Here is a 19,269-nt window from a genome sequence, read left to right on the forward strand (position 1 = left end):
GAGAGAACTATGTGCAAAGGTCGTCTGAAAAGATAGCGGGTTGCAATACTGCCTTAGTGTCGCAGTAAGAAGGCTCGTTATTGGAAACGACTGCCTTGCTGGCGCACTATGCCGACTACGTCTCCGCCAAATAGCGCGTTCACGTCCGTTTCGTCGAATACGTATTTGGTGTGGCAAAAGTCGCAATCGATTTGAATGCTGCCTTGTTCGGCAACTATCCCGCCAACTTCTTCTCCGCCTAGCATAAGCAGCATATCGCTGACTTTGCCGTGCGAGCAGGTGCAGGCAAATTCGATGCTTTCGGGATCGAAAACCCGTGGAGGGGTTTCGTGGTAGAGACGATAGAGGACGTGTTGTGCGTCTAGGGTGGTTAGTTCTTCCGGTGTCAACGTTTGGGTCAGTGTGCTGATAAGCTCCCATGATGCCGCGTCGAGTTCTTCTTCGGGCAGACGTTGTACCAGTAATCCTCCGCTGACATGATCAGAGGCTGCGAGGGTAATATAGGTATCAAGCTGCTCGGAACGTTTTATATAGTTCATGAGCATTTGGGCGATATTGTCGCCTTCAAGCGGGACAACGCCTTGCCAAGGTTCGGCATCTTTGGGTTGATGTGTGAGTACGAAAATGCTGTTGCTGCCCAAAAGGTCGGTCAGGCTTTCGTCATCACGGATGTCGGCGGACTCATCCCAGCGGGCGGTAGCGCGCACGGTGTTGTCGGATGTGGCTTCGACCACAAGCATTTTCAGACGACCTTGTCCCTGTACTTGGACAATGAGCGTGCCTTGATTTTTGAGGTTGCTGGACAGAAGCGCGCCCGCAGCGAGGAGTTCGCCTAAAGCTCGGCGGATGGCGGCAGGGTAGTGTTTTTGTCCGACGATGTGTTCCCACACATTTTCAAGACGGACGTGCAGACCGCGTACAGGCATATCGTCAAAGATGAAACGTGTGCGGATATCAGCGTGGTTGATGTCGGTTTGCGGCATAAATTCCTCTGTTTTTCTGAATGATGGGTTGACGGCTATATGGTTGCGCTTGCAGAGAAATCAAGGGACTTTATAATCTGTCTTGCGTTCTTAACCTTTTGCTTTTAATCGCCATGTTCTACCTCTACCAATCCAACCGCCTCGAATCGCTAGCTGCCCTGTTTGCCGGAATCCAAAGGGTCAGGCCGCTTGAGTCTGCTTTGGCGGCGGAACAGATTGTGGTGCAGAGTCAGGGGATGCGGCGTTATTTGAGCGTGTATCTGGCGCGCGAACTGGGGGTGGCGGCGAATTTGCAATTCAGCCTGCCGGCAGGTTTAACGTGGCAGTTGATGCAGAAGCTGATTTCCGATATTCCCGCGCTCAGTCCGTTTTCGCCGGAGGTAATGCGCTGGCGGCTGTTGGATTTGTTCCGCAGCGAGCGTTTTCAGACGACCTCTGAATTTGAAAACGTCCGTTCTGTCTTGCAAAGCTATTTGGGCAGCGGCGAATCGGCGGATTATCAGTTGGCGGGGCAGTTGGCGGATATTTTCGACCAGTATCTGGTGTACCGACCGCAGTGGATTGATGCTTGGCAGGAAAGCAAACTTCTAGGGCTGGGCGAGGACGAGGTCTGGCAGGCGCAGCTTTGGCGGTATTTGGACGACGGCAACCAATCCGCGCCGCACCGTGTGGCGTTGTGGGAAAAGCTGCTGTCGTCTTTGGATAAGGCGCACCTGCCCGAGCGGTTTTTCGTGTTCGGCATTTCGACGATGGCGCCGATGTATTTGCAGCTTTTGCAGAAAATTTCGGAACATTGCGATGTGTTTGTGTTCGCGCTCAATCCGAGCGGGCAGTATTGGGGCAATGTGATTGAGGCGGCTCAGCTTTTGAAGGGCGGCGACGATGCGGATTTGTCGCAGACGGGGCATCCGCTGTTGGCATCGCTGGGCAAGCAGGGACGTGATTTTTTTGATTTTCTGACGGAAATCGGCTTGGAGGAGCAGCCTGTGTTTGAAGAAGTTTCAGACGACACGCTGCTGCACTGCCTGCAAAACGATATTCAAAACCTGCGGATGCCGTCTGAAAACAGCCGCGCGGATTTGCTGGGCGACGGCTCCGTCCGTATCGTGTCGGCACACAGCCCTCTGCGCGAATTGCAGATTTTGAAAGACAAGCTGTTGCGGATTCTGCACGAACATCCCGACTGGCAGCCGCACGATATTGCCGTTTTGACGCCGAACATCGAGCCGTACAGCCCGTTTATCGAAGCGGTGTTCGGGCAGGCGCAGGGCGGGGCGCAGGCTTTGCCGTATTCGGTGTCGGACGTGAAACTCAGCCGCCGCCAGCCGCTGCTTTACGCGCTGGAGCAGACGCTGGATTTGCTGGAAAGCCGGTTTGAAGTCGATAAAGTGCTGCCGCTGTTGGAAAGCGGTTTGGTGCTGCGCCGTTTCGGGCTGACGGCGGACGATTTGCCGCTGCTGCACGACACCATTGCCGAATTGAACGTGCATTGGGGTTTGGACGGAACGATGCGCGGCGCGGCGGACAATCTGTTCACCTGGCAGCAGGCGTTGGAACGTATCGTGTTGGGCTGGATGCTGCCCGACGACGGCAGCCCGCTCTGGCAAAACGTCAGTGCGTGGCACGGCGATGTCAACCGCCTCGATGTGTTCGGCCGCTTTGCCGCCTTTATCCGCACACTGTCCCGCCTTGCCGCCGAGTGGCGCAAACCCGCAGCGGCGGAGGAATGGACGGAACGCTGCCGCGATTTGGTGCAGTCATTGTTCCTGCCCGACGCCGACGACCAATACGCCTTGCAGCAGTTCGAGCAGGCGTTGGCAAAATGGCAGGAAGAAACCGCGTTGGCAGGCTTTCGCGGCACCTTGCCGCAACACACCGTCATCCGCCACATCCGCCGCTTCTTAGGCAGCGAAAGTCAGGCAGGATTCCTGCGCGGCGGCATCACCTTTTGCAGCATGGTGCCGATGAGGAGCCTGCCGTTTAAAGTCATCTGCCTGTTGGGGCTGAACGACGGCGATTTCCCGCGCAACACCAAAGCCGCCGTGTTCGACCTGATTGCCAAACACCCGCTAAAAGGCGACCGCGCCCGCCGCGACGACGACCGCTACCTCTTTCTCGAAGCCATCATCAGTGCGCGCGACATCCTTTATCTCTCCTACGTCGGCCGCAGCATCCGCAACGACGACGAACTCGCCCCGTCCGCCCTCGTCAGCGAACTCATCGACACCATCGCCGCCATGACCGGACGGCGCAGCAAAGAGCTGGCGGAACACTGGGTCGAGCAACACCCCCTGCAACCGTTCTCACACCGCTATTTCATTGCAGACAACATTTCAGACGACCTCTTCAGCACGCGGCAGGACTACGCCGAAGCCCTCAATCGCCCGCGCGAACAGGCGCGTCCGTTTTTCAGCGAAGCCCTCGAAGAAAACAGCCCCGCACCGACCGTCTGGCAGGACGACTTTATCCGCTTCTGGAAAAATCCCGTCAAAGCATGGCTGCAACAAACCTTGGGCTGGCGCGAACCCTACCGCGACGAAGCATGGGAATCCGCCGAACCCTTCGAGCCGCAACGCGCCGACAAAATCGCCGCCGCCTACCTCGACGCCCGCCGCCACAACCAAGACTTTCAAGAAACCGCCGTCCGCCTCGACGCCGAAAGCCTGTTGCCCGCCGGTGAACTGGGTAAATTGTGGCAGCAGAATTTCCAAGCCGCCGCCAAACGTATAGACGGCGCATTGCTGCAAAGCCCCAAACTGCCGCCCTTCGTCTACGAAATCCAGTTCGACGGGCAAACCCTGCAAGGCAGCCTCGGCAACCTTTACCAATGCGGCCAAGTGTTCTACCTCGACCGCAAACCCAATGCCCCGCAGCGCATCGCCCTCCTGCTCGAACATTTAATCTTTTGCGCAGTAGGGTCGTCTGAAACCGAAACCTGCCAAACCCATATCGTTCAGCCTGAAGAAACAACGCCTTACCCCGAAATTCCCAGCAACCAAGCACAACAAATGCTGCAAAAATGGCTGACGTTCTTCAACCTCGGGCAAACGCGCCCGCTGCCTTTCTTCGCCAAAACCAGCCTCGCCGCCGCCGAAGCCTACGGCAAAAAACAGAGCTGGGAAGATGCCCTGAACAAAGCCAGGGAAAGCTATCACGGCAATAAAGTCAGCAAAGGTCAAAAAGACTATACCGAAGTCGCCTTAGTGTTCGGCAACGAAGACACCGAGCCGGTAGAAGGAGCTTTATTTCAAAGATTGGTGGAAGAGCTGCTGATACCGCTGCTGGACGCGGTAAAGGAAGAATCGTCGGATGCGGCATAGAAGCCGGAAATCGGAAGAGGCCGTACCACAGGCAGGCTGCGCACTCTGAAAATGCAAAAGGAGCAAATGATGTTGAAGAATTTTATCGCGATCGCTGTCGCCGTTTTATTGAGTCAAACGGCGTACAGCCAAGCCAAACCGAGATCAGCCATGTACACCGACTACACCGCCATTGTTGAAGATAAATGCGCCATCGCGGCAGACGGCGGCAGCATGATGCTGACCGTGCGCAACGCGGCAGGCAAGGAAACGGTTTTCTTTATCAACCGCGGTTTCGATATCAAAAATACGCCTAAGTACAACCAAGTCCGTGATGACAAAGGGCATAAGCTGAGCGACAGCGAGAAACAGCAGTTGTTTGCGCACTTGAAGACTTTAAAAACAAGGTGCAGCAGCGAGGACTGCGCCGAGTTTGTGGATTCGTTTGTCAGGTAAACCGCATATCGTTTCGGCTGGCGTTGCTGGTTTTCAGACGACCTTGGGCTTCAAGAACTTATGTGATAAACGAAATCCGATTTCAGGAACGCAGGTTGATATGGCGCGCCATTTCCAATGCGGTGGCAACGGCGGTCATGAGGCTGCCTGAGTCTGCTTTGCCCGTTCCGGCAAGGTCGAGGGCGGTACCGTGATCGACCGAGGTGCGGATAAAGGGCAGCCCGAGCGTGACGTTGACGCCTTGCCCGAAGCCCGCGTATTTGAGCGTGGGCAGCCCTTGGTCGTGATACATCGCCAAAACGGCATCGGCGTCTTTGAGTAAAAAGGGCTGGAACACCGTATCGGCGGGATAGGGGCCGCGTGCGTCTATGCCTTCGCTTTGCAGCTGCTTGAGCGCGGGGATGATGACGTCGATTTCTTCATGGCCGAGATGGCCGTTTTCGCCTGCGTGCGGATTCAGTCCGGTCACTAGGATGCGGGGGCGGGCGATGCCGAATTTGTCGCGCAGGTCGGCGTGAAGGATGCGGGTCACGGATTCGACCAGCGGGCGGGTAATGGCGGCGGCGATATCTTTGAGCGGAAGGTGGGTAGTGACGAGCGCCACCCGTAATCCGCCACCTGCGAGCATCATGACGACTTGTTCGGTTTGGCTTTTTTCGGCGAGGTACTCGGTGTGGCCGCTGAAGAAATGATCGCTGGCGTGTCCGTCGTTGATGACGCCTTTGTGCAGCGGCGCAGTAACCATGCCGTCGAAGAGGTCGTCTGAAATGCCTTGATAGGCAGTGTCCAACAGTTTGAGGACGTAGGCGGCATTGGCGGGATTGAGTTTGCCCGCTTGGCAGGGCGCGGCTAAAGGAATGTGCAACACTTCCAATATGCCGCGTTCGGGCTTGCCGCCCTGCGGGTCGAAATCTTGCAGGGTGATGGTTTTGCCTAATTGTTCGGCACGGCTTTGCAGCAGATTTTTGTCGCCCAACACGATGCAGCGGCACGGCAAATCGGCAAACGCCAAATCCAAGCAGATATCGGGGCCGATGCCGGCAGGTTCGCCCGAAGTCACGGCTAAAACAGGTAAAGTCATGCGGATTCCTTATGGAATGAATCTGTTGCGGGAAAATGAAAACAGCGTTGTACGGTATGTTTGAGGTCGTCTGAAAATTTTTCAGACGACCTTTTGCTTATGCACGCATCAGGCTGCGGCAGGCATTTTGTTTCAAAACAAGCACCAGCCAGCCGAGTACGAATGCGGTCGGGTAAAACCACAGCATCCGATTTCCGCCAAGCGGCAGGATAAGCGTCAGCATACATGCCAGTACGCCGAAACCCAAAGGCGTCCAAATATCATCCCGTTCGGCATAGTCGGCACACCGCTGCGGCAGCGTCAGCATCCAAACCAGTGCGGAGGCGAATGAAGCGACCGCCCTGACAGGAAAGGATGCGTTGGGCGAACAAGGTGCCAGCAGAAATTGCGCCTGTTTTTTTGACAGATGGGGATGGAACGACCGTAGATACAGATTGGCGTTGAACCACAACAATATCATCAAAGCCGTCAGGATAAGCAATACCGAGTTGCCCGCCGTTTGCTCCAAATGTTTGTTTAGCACATTGATTATCGGAAACATGGACATCAAGGACAGATTGACCGTCAGACCGCCGACAACACTCCGTTCGCTTTTGATGTAGGAGAAAAAGGTACACCATGAATATATCCATGCGAGTACGGTCAGTAGGAAGAACATTACCGAACCGGTCGGGGTCAGGCACACGGCGGTCATCACGACAGGCAATACGAAAGCGCGTACAATCGCCGCTTTTTTAAACACAAAAGTCGCCGTGAAGAGTTTGTATAGAGACGGCAGCCATGTAAAAAATATGCTTCGGCAGACATTGACCAAGAAACACAAGAGCGCCAGCGTGAGGGAGGAGACGAGGGCCAACGAATAATACGCCTCGATATAGGCGGATAAAGCGTCATCGGCTGCCGCTGTAAACATGGCGACGAATATCGCCACAATCGGCAGCACAATCCGCATCTGCCGCCATGATTGCGCTTTCTGTAAAACAGACGTCAGTTTCGTCTTGCGCCTCATCAGCGCCGTGCGTACGGATGGCGATATTTCTTCCTGTAAAGCCGTATTCAGGAAAAACGCATTCACCGTTGCCCGCATATCGCGCCCTTGCTCAGTCAGACGGTTCAAGCTGTGCAAGAGCGGGAATTTGCCATTGGTGTTGTCAGATAAAACTTCTGCTGCATTGATGCAGTCATAAACCCACTCCAGCTCGTCCGTGCTCATACGGTGGAGAACTTCGCGGCTCTCGTGCCAGCGGAAATAAGACGCCCATTGCGCCCATACGATGATATTCGAAATATACCGATCGCGCAGAAAATCCAAAAAATCCCAAGCAATATATTCCGATTCGCCCAAAGGCAGCCGGTCCAATAAAGCGCGGATGTCGGGCCAGGAGCGTTCCAACGCCTCACTTTTCCCTTCATCTTGAATGCGTCCGATTTCCGCCAAAATATAATCCGCATCTACGCCATCGCATCCATGGTATGAATACACCTCGGCAGTTGCGCCGCTATATCCGTAGGGGTCGTCTGAAACATCAGTTTCTTCAATACGGTCTGTTTCTGCGTCTTTCCATTCATTATATGGATAGGATTGGGTCGATTCATATTCTGCCGCAGAATCATTAAAGCCGCCCGTTTCCGTCCACTCGGGTTCTGCCGCCGCGCTATCGACATATTCAGTCTGTGCTTCATCAGGGTCGTCTGAAACATCTGCCTCATCGTTACCGGCATTATCCCAAGACCAATCGTCTGCGTCCTCTTCCTCGTCGATGTAGGGCGCACGCGACAAAGCCTCATCAAATGCCTCGCGCAGCCGCTGATATCCCTCCGCATCATCGTCCGGACGTGTCGATTTCAACAGCTTCGCATAAGCGCGCCTGATGGCACGTTCGTCACCGGTAGGCGCAATTTGCAGAATTTCCCAGCAATCCATAGATTTCCTTGTTGTGGTATCAACAGCGACAAGTCGCAAAGTATACAGCCTCGCTTGGTTCAAATTCAAAGAAAACGATACCGCCATCGGCAGCATAAAGTCACTATACCGTTAAAAAGGTCGTCTGAAACCCAATTCCGTTTCAGACGACCTTTGTGTTCAAGCCCCGTTAATCATATTTTTCGCAGAGGATGGCAGAATCTTCGCAGAACATCGCCGAAGTTTCCGCATTGCAGGCGGTGCGGACGGCGCGGCGCGCCTCCCATTCGTTTTTCCCCGAAGCCTCAAACAACTTCTGGAACGGCTTGACGCTGCACACATAAACCCGATTCGGGTTGTACGAGTTTGACTTGGCAAGGCGTTTTTCCAATTTACTGATACGGGCTTCCAAAGCCTCGATCTTCCGATTCTGTTCGTCAATTAAATGCATCTGCCCCGCCTCTAACCGTGCCAGATTCACTTCTACCCAAGCATGTTCTACTGTTTGTTCTGCTGTTAAATCCGCAATTCGTGCTTCCAATTCGGTAACCGAAGCCGCATTGGCAGCAGGCAAAACAGCGGCAAGCATCAGGGCAAAGAAAGATTTTTTCATGGTATATCTATCTCTACGACAGTAAAAAAAACGGCATATTGTATAGAAAACCCATATTGAATCAGCAGGCATTACCTTGCTTTGTCTGGATTTAAAGAAAATTTACCGAAACGCAGACAGAAATGCGACAAAGATGCCTCTCCCCACCGAAGCTCCTTTTCAGACGACCTTATACCCATTTCAAGCAAAAAACGTTAAAATTCCGCCATTAATCCATCCGACAGCAGCAAAAACATGAGCGCACAAATCCTCGCCGTTGCCAACCAAAAAGGCGGTGTCGGCAAAACCACCACCACCGTCAACCTCGCGGCATCGCTCGCCTCCAAAGGCAAACGCGTCCTCGTCATCGACCTCGATCCGCAAGGCAACGCCACCACAGGCAGCGGCATAGACAAAGCCCGCCTCGAAGAAGGCGTGTACCAAGTCGTCTTGGGCGATACCGACATCAAAACCGCCGTTGTCCGCAGCGGGGACGGCAGCTACGACGTACTCGGCGCCAACCGCGCGCTTGCCGGTGCCGAAATCGAGCTGGTGCAAGAAATCGCCCGCGAAATCCGCCTCAAAAACGCCCTGCAAACCGTCGAAAACGACTACGACTTCGTCCTCATCGACTGCCCCCCTTCGCTGACCCTGCTCACGCTCAACGGACTCGTCGCCGCCAACGGCGTCATCGTCCCTATGTTGTGCGAATACTATGCCCTCGAAGGCATCTCCGACCTCATTGCCACCGTGCGCAAAATCCGTCAGGCAATCAACCCGCGCCTCGACATCACCGGTATCGTCCGCACCCTCTACGACAGCCGCAGCCGCCTCGTCGTCGAAGTCAGCGAACAGCTTTTCCAACATTTCGGCAACCTGATGTTCCAAACCGTCATCCCCCGCAACGTCCGCCTCGCCGAAGCCCCCAGTCACGGCATGCCCGCACTCGCCTACGACGCCAACGCCAAAGGCACCAAAGCCTACCTCGCCTTGGCGGAAGAATTGTTGGAGCGTACTAAAGGTTGATTGAGCCTGAAAGATAAAGTCTGAAAGATTGAAAGGTCGTCTGAAAACTTAATTTCCAAGTTTTCAGACGACCTTTTTGTATTGAAGGGTCTCTTTTAGCAGACAGTAAGCAATGAGTCAAAAGGCAGTAGGTAGCCATTGCGATGTAAGCGGGGATATAAGCAGCTGGATAGTGAGGTTGCCACAAAATTTCCTCGTTTATCAGTTTCGTATGATCTCATCACACCGTCGGTCTTGAAATTATAAAAATTTCTTTAGTTATATTTTATTGGTTGTCAAGTTTCTCATTTCGGAGAAAGGGGTAGGTTTTTAATTGTTTTATTTGTAGGTTTTAATAAATTTGTTAAATGGCTCGTGATTAATTTTACCTTTTTTGAAAATGTAATGGCTGATTGTTCAAAAAAATGTATCTTCAGTGCGACAGTGAAAAAATCAATTTAAAAATACAATGGTATGTAAAGTATTGATTTTTATGCGATAGTGATAAAAAATCATTGTATAGTCAACAGAATAGTAAAATATCCTAGATTTGTTTATTTGTCTGGTTATTTATTTGTTGTAAAATTTTTTCGACTATAAAAGTCATTAACTTACATTAATTATTAAATCTTCAAGGTTAAGGATACAAATTTATGAATAAAACTATGAAAACAACAGCATTGGTTTGTGCTGCTTTATTCGCGGTAACAGCGTGCAGCAGTGGCGGTGGCAGTGGCCCACAAGCTAATCCCTCAACCTCTACGCCTGCCAAACCCGCTACACCGGCAGCACCTTCTACGCCTGCTACTCCAGCAACACCCGCTACACCGGCAGCACCTTCCAAACCAGCAACACCTGCTACACCGGCAGCGCCTTCTAAACCAGCAACACCCGCTACACCGGCAACACCTTCTAAACCAACCACTCCTGCCAAACCTGCTACTCCAAGCGCATCTGTTAGTGGCAATGCAATGGTAAGTAAAAACTTTTCTCATAATACAGCCAAATATACTGCGCCCAGTGGCAATATGAATACCAGCGTAACGGTTGACGGTCGTACCATTGATCTGTCCAAAGCCAATGAAGCATTTCGCTTCAAGGAAGAGATAGCTGCAGCTGAAGGCAATATATCTACCCGACAAACTCTTTTGAGTGGTCGTAAATACAGTCATGTCCGATTTGGTGGGCAAGGCATGGGTGTTGTCGATGCGAATTATCGACCAACGCATTACCATGATACTTTCGCAATCGGTAACATTACGCCGTTGAATGGAGCAGATGCAATGCCAACATCAGGTAAGGCAACCTATATCGGTGATGCCGTGGTGGGTACGGCAGGAGTTTTGCTTTCTTCACAATCTAAATTTAATGTGGATTTTGGTGCGAAGACCATCAAAGGTTATATTGACACTGCGTACGAAATTCCTCTGTCAGGTAAGATCGTCGGTGCGTCTTTCAGTGGTGACCAAGATGGTGTTACGATGAAGGGCAATTTCTTTGGACCTAAGGCTGCAGAATTGGGTGGTGTGTTCAGTGCCGAGCATCGCAACAGTTCTTACCAAGGTGCATTTGGCGCGAAAAAACAATAATTAGCCGTTTCTAACCGTCCGGCAGACAGCCGGACGGTTTGTTTTATTAGAGGTCGTCTGAAAAAAGACTCTTTTATTTTTCAGATGATTTGAATCAAGAGGGACATCATGCGTTATCCGACTTTGACTTTAGTTTTATATGCGGTGGCTTGCTATGCCGCGGCCGCTCCCTCCCCACGAGATGAAATTCTGCCTGATCTCAACCGCAATCAAATCCGTCAGGCCGAGAGCCAGAGAGTAGAAGATACTGAAGAGTCTGAACAGAAACAGGTTTCGATGTCATCCGAAGATTTGCTTCAATATCCCGAAATGCTGACTGATGCAATGGATACTGCTTTGGAACGACAAAACATCAATAATGTCCGTTTCTTATTGCCACTCTACCGCCGTCTGGAAGGATACGACGAAACCATGGCATCCTATGCCGATGCAATTCTCCATCGTGCAGATGGTGACTACAAGGCGGCAGAACAGGGTTTCTACAACATCATCAAAGAACATCCCGATTACGCTCCTGTACGCCTGCAGCTGGCACTGACCCTCTCGCAGGACGGCAAAGCGCGTGAAGCGGCAAAAGAGTTGCAGGAAGTCCGCGATACCCCCGATCTGCCTGAATCGATGAAAGAGTATTTAAGTCAGTTTGACAAATACTTAAAAAAAGACAGGGCTTGGAACTTTGATGGCAATCTTTCCTATGTTCGAGAAAGCAATGTATCCAATGCACCAAAGGAAAGGACTTACGGTGGTCTCGAATTTGAACCTCCACGCAAGGCACATGGTGTGATTTATGATGTGTCCGCACAGAAAAATACTCCGATTAAAGGGCATTGGGTTTGGAAAAAGAACCTTTCTGCTGGCGGTAAGTTTTATTGGGATGCGCACGCTTACGACGATCTGACTATCCGTGCTGAAACGGGCGCAGGATGGCGCAATCATGAGCAAGAAATTTCGTTGTCGCCGTTTTATGAAAAACGTTGGTATGGTACCGAACCGTATTCCGATACTGCGGGCGGCGTCCTACGCTATTCGCATATGCTGTCACCCAAATGGCAGGTGTTCGGCGCATGGCAATCTGGTTATCGTAAGTATAAAGAGCGGAAGTTCCTGAACGGGGTAAACCATGTTGCGTCAGTATCAGTGTTATACAGGCGGACTGGCGGGGAGTATTTTATTCTTGGAGCGGGTAAGGGTTACAGTAGTGCTCGCGACCGTTCTGACGCTTATCAACATGAAAACCTGCGAGCAGGCTGGACAAAAGCATGGGGTAAAACAGGTAATTTTTCGACTTCGTTCAATGGGACAGTGCAATATCGCCGCTATCAGTCAGAAGACATTTTTAACATCAAACGGAGTGATAGAGAGACTTATGTCAATTTGGCGGTATCACATAAGAAGTTGTCTTGGAAAGGTTTCACTCCTCGCTTGAACTGGGCTTGGACGCATGTCCACAGCAACCATTTTTATTATCGTCAGAACCAACATCGCGTATTTTTTGATGTTTCCAAGCATTTTTAGAAGGGATGGTTGCGAAAAGGGTCGTCTGAAAACTTGATTTCCAAGTTTTCAGACGACCTTTTTTAGTTATCAAGTCCATATTCTGACGAAAAGAATTGTCAACAATAATATCATTCAGATTAAAAATATTTAATTAATAAACAAAAAGTAGTCTTATGTAATAGCATGATGCTTATAAATATTTTGATGATTTTAAAAATGCCATATGTAAAAAATTCGAAAACAAAAGGCTATTCTTTGACAATTTTTAACCCATACCCTAATATCCATTCGTTTGAATCTTATCGGGCAAATACTCGAAAAGAACAATAGAAAAACATTTTTTGAGAGGTAAAACAATTATGGAATGGGAATTTAACAGCTACTACACGTTGATTGCCGCCACATTGGTTTTGTTGATTGGTAAGTTTTTGGTCCAAAAGGTCAAATTCCTGCGCGATTTCAACATTCCCGAGCCTGTGGCAGGCGGCTTGATTGCTGCGATTATCTTGTTTGCACTGCATCAGGCTTACGACGTGAGCTTCAAATTTGAAAAACCGCTGCAAGACGCATTCATGCTGATTTTCTTTACATCCATCGGTTTGAGCGCGGACTTCTCCCGTTTGAAAGCGGGCGGTCTGCCATTGGTGATTTTCACTGCTGTTGTCGGTGCGTTTATCGTCGTGCAAAACTTTGTCGGCGTCGGCTTGGCAACGTTATTGGGACTGGATCCTTTAATCGGCTTGATTACCGGTTCGATTACGCTGACCGGCGGACACGGTACGGCAGGTGCATGGGGTCCTGACTTTGAAAACAAATTCGGCTTGGTCGGTGCTACCGGATTGGGTATGGCTTCGGCTACCTTCGGGCTGGTGTTCGGCGGCTTGATTGGCGGTCCGGTCGCACGTCTTCTGATTAATAGAATGGGTCGCAAGCCTATTGAACAAAGCTCAAGCGTAGAAAATACCGATGAGCAGACTGATGATGTATTCGAGCAAGCAAAGCGCACACGTCTGATTACTGCCGAATCCGCCGTCGAAACGCTTGCTATGTTTGCAGCGTGTTTGGCATTTGCCGAAATTGTGGACGGCTACGATAAAGAATATCTGTATGACTTGCCGAAATTTGTATGGAGTCTGTTTGCCGGTGTCGTTATTCGTAACATTTTGACTTCTGCATTTAAAGTCAATATGTTCGACCGCGCGATTGACGTATTTGGTAATGCTTCCCTGTCGCTTTTCCTTGCTATGGCTCTGTTGAACCTGAAACTGTGGGAATTGACCGGTCTGGCAGGTCCTGTAACCGTCATCCTCGCCGTACAAACCGTCGTCATGATTCTGTATGCGACATTTGTAACCTACGTCTTTATGGGACGCGACTACGATGCGGCAGTTTTGGCGGCAGGTCATTGTGGTTTCGGCTTGGGCGCAACGCCGACCGCCGTTGCCAATATGCAGTCCATCACGCAAACCTTTGGTCCTTCGCACAAAGCGTTCTTGATTGTGCCTATGGTCGGCGCGTTCTTTGTGGACTTGATTAACGCGTTGATTCTCTCTGGTTTCGTAAACTATATCCACAGATAAGTAAGCGTTATCACCGTTCGTTGAAAAAGCACTTGCAACATTATTTACTTGTTGCAAGTGCTTTTGTTATGATGGTCGTCTGAACGACAAAACGATTCGGTTTCCGAGCCGTATCAAGGAGTATTATTTATGCACAAGAAACTGCTGGCTTTACCGCTTATCGCCCTGATGTTGGCGGCGTGCGGCAAAGAAGAACCCAAGCAGGCTTTGGAGTGTGGCAATCCCGCCGCCATTCAAAGTATCCGCAACCAAATCCAAGAAACCATCAAGCGCGAGGCGCGTGCCTTTGTCCGTGCCGACAGCCGCCAATTTGTCGATGCCGATAAAATCATTGCCGCCGGTTCCGAGTTGAATATCGTCTTGGACAATCCGCAAGAAACCACGGAAGACAACAAATCCCTGTGTAGCGCCGATTTGAAAATCCAAATCCCTGCCGAAGTATTGCGCACCGCCGATGCCAACAGTCCGCTGATTTACAGCAATATCGGCTTGACCGAAATGCTTCAGCAGAAAATCATGGGCAGCAACCTGAGCTTTGAAAACAATACTTTCTCAGCCCGCGTCCGCTATACGCCCGATCCGAAAGTCGGTACGGTTTCCTTGGAAGACAATACCGTCAACATGACCGCGCAAACGCTGTCTTCCTTGCTGTTGCCTTACGGCGTGAAAAGCATCGTAATGATAGACGGCAAGGCGGTCAGCAAAGAAGAGGCGATCAAAATCCTGCAAAGCAAAGCCGTTGAAGAGCCGCCTGTTGCCAAAGCGGAGGATATTTTGGAAAACAATGCGGCGAGCCAAGCTTCGGGCGTACCGCCTGCCGCCGGCCTTGAAACCGAAATCCTGCGTCCTGACAACGAAGAGAAGCCGGAACAGCCGTCGTTCTCTCAAAGCGATTTGGACAATGCCCGCTCGCAAAACCATCAGGCTGAGTCAGAAATCAAAGGCGTATGGGACGGTATGGAGCGCACTGTCCAACAAGAAATGCTGGCAGAACAACGCGCTTGGATTCAAACCAAAAACCAAAACTGCCAACAGGCAGCGGCTAGGGCGGACAGTCCCGCGCAAAACGAATACCTCAAGCTCCAATGCGATACCCGCATGACGCGCGAGCGTACCCAATACCTGCGCGGCTACTCGATCAACTAAGCTGCAAAGCCGACGGACGGCTGGTGTTGAGCCGCCGTTATCCGTTATTAAAAAGGTCGTCTGAAATACTGTTTGGCGTTTCAGACGACCTTTTTATTGCTATATAATCCACATTGCTCGTTGCATAATATAGTGGATTAACTTTAAACCAGTACGGCGTTGCCTCGCCTTAGCTCAAAGAGAACGATTCTCTAAGGTGCTTAAAGCACCAAGTGAATCGGTTCCGTACTATCTGTACTATCTGCGGCTTCATCGTCTTGTCCTGATTTTTGTTAATCCACTATAAAAGCATCAGATGAAGCACCGAGCCAATCGCATTTTTCCTCATTTTCTCCGTAAATCATAAGAAAGCACATTGATGAAAACCCTCGCATTTCTCCTGCTGACAAGCTTTTCCCTGCACGCTGCCGCACAAGATTATGTTCTGGCGGAAGACCGTCTCAGCAGCGGCTCATTGACACTCAACGGCAAGCAGTTTTCTGTCGAAACCATCAGTCGAAACGGCAATGTATGCGAGTATGGAGGCACGATTAAAAACCGTGTCAGCAAAGACCGTGATGGCTGCATCGTACATTTCTCCTTTGCCGACAACAGCGTGAAGCTGACTATTCCGGATTCTGCCCGCGAAGCCTGCCAAGAATACTGCGGACATAATGCATCTTTCGAGGCGACCTATGAAAAATTGCCTGCCGCCTGTTCCGCAAAAGGCACGGCGGCAATGGAAAAACGTTTTCAGACGACCTATCAGGGCAAACGCTATCGCGAAGCTGCCGCTATCAAACAACGTTATCTCAACGAATGCGACAAGTTCCTCTATCTGACCGACTGGATGCGGACGCTGAACGATTTGTCCGTCAGCTATAAAAATGCCGGAGACAAAGCAGCATGCCGCAAGGCGCTTGCCCCGATGGATGAATGGCTGAAGGATTACCGTCCGAGCTACCTCAACGAAGAAGCATACAAGCGCGAAGCTGCCGCCGCACAATTTAATTTGAAGCAATGCAGCGACGAATAATCGCCGCCCGTCATCAAATCCCACGCTAGTCAGGGAATAGGAAAAGTTCGCCTCTTCGACAAACAAGGTTGTCTGAGACCTTTTCAATAACATAGGTTACTAAAATTTTATGCTCAATCTCATTTTCAAAATGCAAAACTTTTCTGATTTTTCCTACTTTTTGCTCAATATTAGGAAGGTTTTAGTCAATTGAAATTTTTTGGCGCATTTTTATGCGTCAAATTTCGTTAACAGGCTATTTTTGCAAAGGTCTCTGTCTGAAAACAAACGCCGCAGGTTGTGTTCAACCTGAAGCCGTTTTCAAACGACCTTTTGTCTGGTTTGGAAAGCCGGCGTATTAAATTTAAATCAGAGCGGGCAGTGCAGTGCCGTACGGGTTTGAACTTAACCCATACCCTTCAAAACAAAACGGGCGGCTTGGATGGCCGCCCGTTTGTTTGTCCCGTTGTTTATTTGATGATTTGGTTCAGCTCGCCTTTGGCGTAGCGGTTTGCCATTTTTTCAAGGGAAACGGGTTTGATTTTGCCTGCCTGACCTTCGCAGCCGAATGCGAGGTAGCGGTCGAGACAGATTTGTTTCATGGCTTCGACGGTTTTGCTCAGGTATTTGCGCGGGTCGAATTCGGACGGGTTTTCTGCCATGAAGCGGCGGATGGCGCCGGTGGAGGCGAGGCGCAGGTCGGTGTCGATATTGACTTTGCGCACGCCGTGTTTGATGCCTTCGACGATTTCTTCTACGGGTACGCCGTAGGTTTCGCCGATTTTGCCGCCGTATTCGTTGATGACTTTCAGCCATTCTTGCGGAACGGAGCTGGAGCCGTGCATGACGATGTGGGTGTTGGGCAGGGCTTGGTGGATTTCTTTGATGCGGTCGATGCGCAATACGTCGCCGGTGGGCGGACGGGTGAATTTGTAGGCGCCGTGGCTGGTGCCGACGGCGATGGCGAGCGCGTCCACGCCGGTGTCTTTGACGAAGCGCACGGCATCTTCGACGCTGGTGAGCATTTGGTCGTGGGAGAGTTTGCCTGCCGCGCCTACGCCGTCTTCTTCGCCGGCTTCGCCGGTTTCGAGGTTGCCCAATACGCCGATTTCGCCTTCGACGGACACGCCGCAGGCGTGGGAGAAGTTAACGACGGTACGGGTGGCGTTGACGTTGTATTCGTAGGTGGACGGGGTTTTGCCGTCTTCGAGCAGCGAGCCGTCCATCATGACGGAGGAGAAGCCCAGTTGGATGGAGCGTTGGCACACGTCGGGCGATGCGCCGTGGTCTTGGTGCATGACGACGGGGATGTGCGGGAATTCTTCAACGGCTGCCAGAATCAGGTGGCGTAAAAACGGCGCGCCTGCATATTTGCGCGCGCCGGCGGATGCTTGAACGATAACGGGAGCGTTGACTTGGTCTGCGGCTTCCATGATGGCGCGCATTTGTTCGAGGTTGTTGACGTTGAATGCGGGCAGGCCGTAGCTGTTTTCGGCGGCATGGTCAAGCAGTTGACGCATGGATACGAGTGCCATTTAAATCTCCTTGGTGAGGTAGCGGGATGGTGATGTGGGAAATTATAATGTTTTTCTTATTAAAAAACTACATAGGGCTACATCAGTTTTATATATTAATGAGATTTTGGGCGGCTGCGGCGGGCAAACGGTGCGGTCGGTATTTGTCTGACATGGTTTATAATAACGGTTTGTTTTTGGGGTCGTCTGAAACGGCGGCGGGAGGTGTGTGATGGCTAAGTTGGCAGTGGCGGATGTGGATGCGGTGTTGTTTCAGACGACCTTGTGCGTGCAGGTGGGCGATGTGAATTACGGCGGCCATCTGGCGAACGATGCCGTTTTGCGTTTGTGCCACGAAGTGCGGATGCGCTGGCTGGCAGGTTTGGGTTGGAGCGAAACGGACGCGGGTGGCGCGGGGCTGATTATGGCGGACGCGGCGGTGCATTATTTGGCACAAGGCTTTTACGGTGATGAATTGTCGGCGGAAATGGGCGTCGAGGACATCGGCAAAGGCGGGTTTGCGCTGTTGTTCCGCCTGACGCGCATTGCGGACGGCAAGGTGCTGGCGCGGGCGCGCACGGGCATGGTATGTTTCGATTATGCGCGCCAAAAGGTTTGCCGATTGCCGGAGGCTTTAAAAACCGTGTTGGAGGTCGTCTGAAAATGTTGGCGCGCGATTTCGGACTGTCTTTGGACGGCTATTTGAAAATGCTGGGGCAGCAGGGCAAGTCGGCGCACACGCTGTCTGCCTACGGGCGCGATTTGACCGAACTCGTGCGGCTTTTGACGGAAGGGTCGTCTGAAACGGCGCAGGATTTGACGCGGCGCGATTTCGTGGCGGCGTTGAAACGGCTGTCGCAACAAGGCTTGAGCGAACGGACGCTGGCGCGCAAATTATCGGCGTGGCGGCAATATTGCGGCTGGCTCGTGCAGTCGGGCATGATGGACAACGACCCGACCTTCAACCTGAAAGCCCCGCGCCTGCCCGAACGCCTGCCCAAAGCCTTGCCGCAGGAAGAGTTGAACCATATGCTCGACAGCTCGCCCGCCGACGACGGTTTGGCAGTGCGCGATCATGCCTTGTTTGAACTGATGTATGGCAGCGGCCTGCGCCTGAGCGAGATACACGGATTGGATTTGGGCGATGTGTTGCTGGACGAAGGCTGGGTAAGCGTAACCGGTAAAGGCAGGAAAGAGCGGCAAGTCCCGCTGTCGGGCAAAAGCGTCGAAAGCTTGCGCGCCTATTTGTCCGAACGCGTCGCGGCAAGCGGCGAAACAGCGCTCTTTACCGGCAAAAACGGCACGCGGCTCGGGCAGCGGCAAATCCAAAAACGCCTTCAGGCATGGGCGGTGCAGCAGGGCAGCGGACAACACATTTCCCCGCACATGATGCGCCACAGCTACGCCAGCCACCTTTTACAATCCTCGCGCGACATCCGCGCCGTGCAAGAGCTGCTGGGACACAGCAACCTCTCGACCACGCAGATTTACACCAAGCTGGATTTCGACCATCTGGCAAAGGTTTACGACGAGGGGCATCCGCGGGCGAAACGCAAGAAGTGAAGAGGGCGGCTTGAGCGGTTTCAATCTCTAAGGCTTAGTATAGTGGATTAACTTTAAACCAGTACGG

At 51.7% G+C, this 19,269-nt stretch carries 15 protein-coding genes; 10 read left to right on the plus strand and 5 right to left on the minus strand.

Annotated elements, in window-relative coordinates; genetic code table 11:
- Nucleotides 1-77: 77 nt before the first annotated feature.
- Nucleotides 78-983 carry an Hsp33 family molecular chaperone HslO gene (gene hslO / locus HMPREF2572_RS08340; RefSeq protein WP_070497659.1) on the minus strand — a complete coding sequence of 302 codons (906 nt, stop codon included), beginning with the start codon at nt 981-983 and terminating at the stop codon, nt 78-80.
- Nucleotides 984-1,096: 113 nt separating this feature from the next.
- On the opposite strand from hslO, the gene recC reads away from it, so the two are divergent.
- Both recC and HMPREF2572_RS08350 read left to right on the plus strand, forming a co-directional pair.
- Nucleotides 1,097-4,303, plus strand: coding sequence for an exodeoxyribonuclease V subunit gamma (gene recC, locus HMPREF2572_RS08345; protein ID WP_070497732.1), 3,207 nt, complete (start codon nt 1,097-1,099; stop codon nt 4,301-4,303).
- 69 nt (nt 4,304-4,372) lie between these two features.
- On the plus strand, nt 4,373-4,738 hold the full coding sequence (locus HMPREF2572_RS08350; protein WP_246827788.1) for a hypothetical protein: 366 nt from the start codon (nt 4,373-4,375) through the stop codon (nt 4,736-4,738).
- Between the two features lie 82 nt (nt 4,739-4,820).
- On the opposite strand, the gene pdxA is transcribed toward HMPREF2572_RS08350, so the two are convergent.
- From pdxA to HMPREF2572_RS15255, 3 genes are all read right to left on the minus strand, one after another.
- The gene (pdxA, locus tag HMPREF2572_RS08355; RefSeq protein ID WP_070497664.1) at nt 4,821-5,819 is read right to left on the minus strand and encodes a 4-hydroxythreonine-4-phosphate dehydrogenase PdxA; all 999 of its coding nucleotides are present in this window, start codon (nt 5,817-5,819) and stop codon (nt 4,821-4,823) included.
- 97 nt (nt 5,820-5,916) lie between these two features.
- Nucleotides 5,917-7,743: a J domain-containing protein gene (locus HMPREF2572_RS08360; protein WP_070497667.1), complete on the minus strand. Its 1,827-nt coding sequence runs from the start codon at nt 7,741-7,743 to the stop codon at nt 5,917-5,919.
- 169 nt (nt 7,744-7,912) lie between these two features.
- Entirely contained in the window at nt 7,913-8,173 is a 261-nt protein-coding gene (locus HMPREF2572_RS15255; protein WP_070497734.1) for a hypothetical protein, read from the minus strand.
- Between the two features lie 396 nt (nt 8,174-8,569).
- Between HMPREF2572_RS15255 and HMPREF2572_RS08370 the strand changes: the two genes are divergently transcribed.
- The 6 genes from HMPREF2572_RS08370 (at nt 8,570) to HMPREF2572_RS08400 (ending at nt 16,146) form a co-directional block, all read left to right on the plus strand.
- On the plus strand, nt 8,570-9,340 hold the full coding sequence (locus HMPREF2572_RS08370; RefSeq protein WP_003741993.1) for a ParA family protein: 771 nt from the start codon (nt 8,570-8,572) through the stop codon (nt 9,338-9,340).
- Nucleotides 9,341-9,972: 632 nt separating this feature from the next.
- Nucleotides 9,973-10,908, plus strand: coding sequence for a transferrin-binding protein-like solute binding protein (locus HMPREF2572_RS15075; protein WP_148132311.1), 936 nt, complete (start codon nt 9,973-9,975; stop codon nt 10,906-10,908).
- A gap of 108 nt (nt 10,909-11,016) precedes the next feature.
- Entirely contained in the window at nt 11,017-12,423 is a 1,407-nt protein-coding gene (locus tag HMPREF2572_RS08385) for a porin family protein (protein ID WP_070497674.1), read from the plus strand.
- Nucleotides 12,424-12,764: 341 nt separating this feature from the next.
- Nucleotides 12,765-13,985 carry a sodium/glutamate symporter gene (gene gltS, locus HMPREF2572_RS08390; RefSeq protein WP_070497676.1) on the plus strand — a complete coding sequence of 407 codons (1,221 nt, stop codon included), beginning with the start codon at nt 12,765-12,767 and terminating at the stop codon, nt 13,983-13,985.
- A gap of 129 nt (nt 13,986-14,114) precedes the next feature.
- Nucleotides 14,115-15,131: a lysozyme inhibitor LprI family protein gene (locus tag HMPREF2572_RS08395; protein ID WP_070497678.1), complete on the plus strand. Its 1,017-nt coding sequence runs from the start codon at nt 14,115-14,117 to the stop codon at nt 15,129-15,131.
- Nucleotides 15,132-15,489: 358 nt separating this feature from the next.
- Nucleotides 15,490-16,146 (plus strand): hypothetical protein, encoded by a 657-nt coding sequence (locus tag HMPREF2572_RS08400; RefSeq protein ID WP_070497680.1) that lies wholly within the window; start codon nt 15,490-15,492, stop codon nt 16,144-16,146.
- Nucleotides 16,147-16,595: 449 nt separating this feature from the next.
- On the opposite strand, the gene fba is transcribed toward HMPREF2572_RS08400, so the two are convergent.
- Nucleotides 16,596-17,660, minus strand: coding sequence for a class II fructose-bisphosphate aldolase (gene fba / locus HMPREF2572_RS08405; RefSeq protein WP_003761919.1), 1,065 nt, complete (start codon nt 17,658-17,660; stop codon nt 16,596-16,598).
- Between the two features lie 211 nt (nt 17,661-17,871).
- On the opposite strand from fba, the gene HMPREF2572_RS08415 reads away from it, so the two are divergent.
- Together HMPREF2572_RS08415 and xerC are read left to right on the plus strand one after the other, a co-directional pair.
- Nucleotides 17,872-18,300, plus strand: a complete 429-nt coding sequence (locus HMPREF2572_RS08415; protein WP_070497684.1) for an acyl-CoA thioesterase — start codon at nt 17,872-17,874, stop codon at nt 18,298-18,300.
- 2 nt (nt 18,301-18,302) lie between these two features.
- A complete protein-coding gene (gene xerC / locus HMPREF2572_RS08420) occupies nt 18,303-19,202 on the plus strand; it encodes a tyrosine recombinase XerC (protein ID WP_070497687.1) in 900 nt (299 codons plus the stop codon).
- The last annotated feature ends 67 nt before the right edge of the window (nt 19,203-19,269 follow it).

Origin of the sequence: Neisseria sp. HMSC064E01 (genome assembly GCF_001808875.1) — a bacterium.
Classification (GTDB): Bacteria; Pseudomonadota; Gammaproteobacteria; order Burkholderiales; family Neisseriaceae; genus Neisseria; species Neisseria sicca_A.